The 1,939-nt window shown below is 72.3% G+C and carries 2 protein-coding genes; one reads left to right on the top strand and one right to left on the bottom strand.

Annotated features, from left to right (window positions below; translation table 11 throughout):
- On the top strand, window positions 1-729 hold a 729-nt coding region (bla, locus tag AC1D15_RS29535; protein WP_477828821.1), incomplete at its 5' end, for a class A beta-lactamase.
- On the opposite strand, the gene AC1D15_RS29530 is transcribed toward bla, so the two are convergent.
- Window positions 726-1,939 (bottom strand): putative bifunctional diguanylate cyclase/phosphodiesterase (locus tag AC1D15_RS29530; RefSeq protein WP_477828820.1); only part of this gene is annotated, 1,214 nt, incomplete at its 5' end. The genes bla and AC1D15_RS29530 overlap by 4 nt on opposite strands.

Genomic DNA, 1,939 nt, shown 5'->3' with positions numbered 1-1,939 from the left:
GTGCTCGACACCGCCACCGGCCGCTTCGACGGCCACCGCCTCGGCGAGCGCTTCCCGATGTGCAGCACCTTCAAATGGCTGGCCGCGGCGCTGGCGCTGCAGCGCGTCGACGCCGGCATCGAGCGGCTGGACCGCCGCGTCGCGGTGCGCCGCGAGATGCTGGTCAGCCACTCGCCCGTCAGCGAAAAGCACGTCGGCGGCAACGGCATGAGCATCGCCGAGCTGTGCGAAGCGGCCGTGCTGGTCAGCGACAACGCCGCGGCCAACCTGCTGCTCGCGAGCTTCGGCGGGCCGGCCGCGATCACGCGCTACGCGCGCACGCTGGGCGACACGCAGACGCGGCTGGACCGCACCGAGCCGGCGCTGAACGAAGCCCGCCCCGGYGATCCGCGCGACACGACGACGCCGCGCTCGATGGCGATCGCGCTGCAAAGTGCCTTGCTCGGCAAGGCCCTCTCCGAGGCCTCGCGCGCGCGGCTGGTGGCGTGGATGGAGGCGGTGCGCACCGGCACCGATCGCCTGCGCGCCGGGCTCCCGCCCGACTGGCGCGCCGCCGACAAGACCGGCACCGGCGCGCGCGGCACCACCAACGACGTGGCGGTGGTGTGGCCGCCGAACCGCGCGCCGCTGGTCATCACCGCCTACCTGACGGACAGCCAGGCCGATGCGAAGCGCCTCAACGCCGCGCTGGCGGCCGTGGCGCGCGAGGCTGCGGCGCGAGTCGCCTAGGGGGCAGCGAGTGCAGGCAGGACGCGCCCCGAGGCGAGCATCGCGTCGATCGCCTGCACGCTCACCGGCTTGCTGTACAGGAAGCCCTGCGCGAAATCGCAGTGCTGCGTGGCGAGGAAGTCGCGCTGCGCCGCCGTCTCGATGCCTTCGGCGACGACGGTCAGCGACAGGCTGTGCGCCATCGAGATGATGGCCGACGCGATCGCCGCATCGTCGCTGCTGTCCGGCAGGTCCTTCACGAAGGCGCGGTCGATCTTCAGCTTGCCGATCGGCAGCCGCTTCAGGTACGCGAGCGACGACAGCCCGGTGCCGAAATCGTCGACCGCCACCTGGATGCCGAGCGCGCGCACGGCTTCGAGCTGCGCGACGTTGCTCGCGAGGTCCTCGACCATCGAATGCTCGGTGATCTCGATCTGCAGCGCGCGCGGGTCGGCGCCCGACGCGCGCAGCGCCGCATCGATCYGCGCCTGGATGCCGCGCCGGATCTGCAGCGCCGAGACGTTCACCGCCACGTGCAGCCGCTGCCCGCCGTCGTGCCAGCTGCGGATCTGCCGGCACGCGGCATGCAGCACCCACTGGCCGATGTCGACGATCAGCCCGCTGGCCTCGGCGATCGGGATGAACTCGACCGGCGACACCTGGCCGAGCCGCGGATGCTCCCAGCGCAGCAGCGCCTCCACGCCCACCAGCCGCTGCGTGGCGAGGTCGACGATCGGCTGGTACAGCAGCCGCAGCTGCTGGTGCGAGACGGCCTCGCGCAGGTCGGCTTCGAGCTGCACGCGCCGCGTCGTGTCGTTCAGCATGCGGGGCTGGAACAGCGCGAAGGTGTTCTTGCCCATGCGCTTGGCCTCGTACATCGCGGTGTCCGCGGCCAGCACCAGCGAGGCCGCATCGGGCGCATCGTTCGGGTACAGCGCGACACCGGCGCTGCCGCGCACCCGCAGCAGCTGCGCGCCCACCGTCAGCGGCTCGTCGAACGCACGCATCGCCGCGTTCGCGAGCGCCTGCAGCTGCACCGGGTCGACGACGCGCGGCGACAGGATCACGAACTCGTCGCCGCCGAAGCGGAACGCCACGTCGGTCGGCCGCATGAACTTGGTCAAGCGCCCGGCCAGCGCGCGCAGCAGCTCGTCGCCGACGCCGTGGCCGAGCGTGTCGTTGACGAGCTTGAAGTCGTCGAGGTCGAGCAGCAGCAGGCCGAAGCCCTCGC

The organism is Rhizobacter sp. P2_H2 (assembly GCF_056403375.1).
Note: the sequence above shows the minus strand (reverse complement) of the source record. Positions and strands in the feature narration are given on the sequence as shown.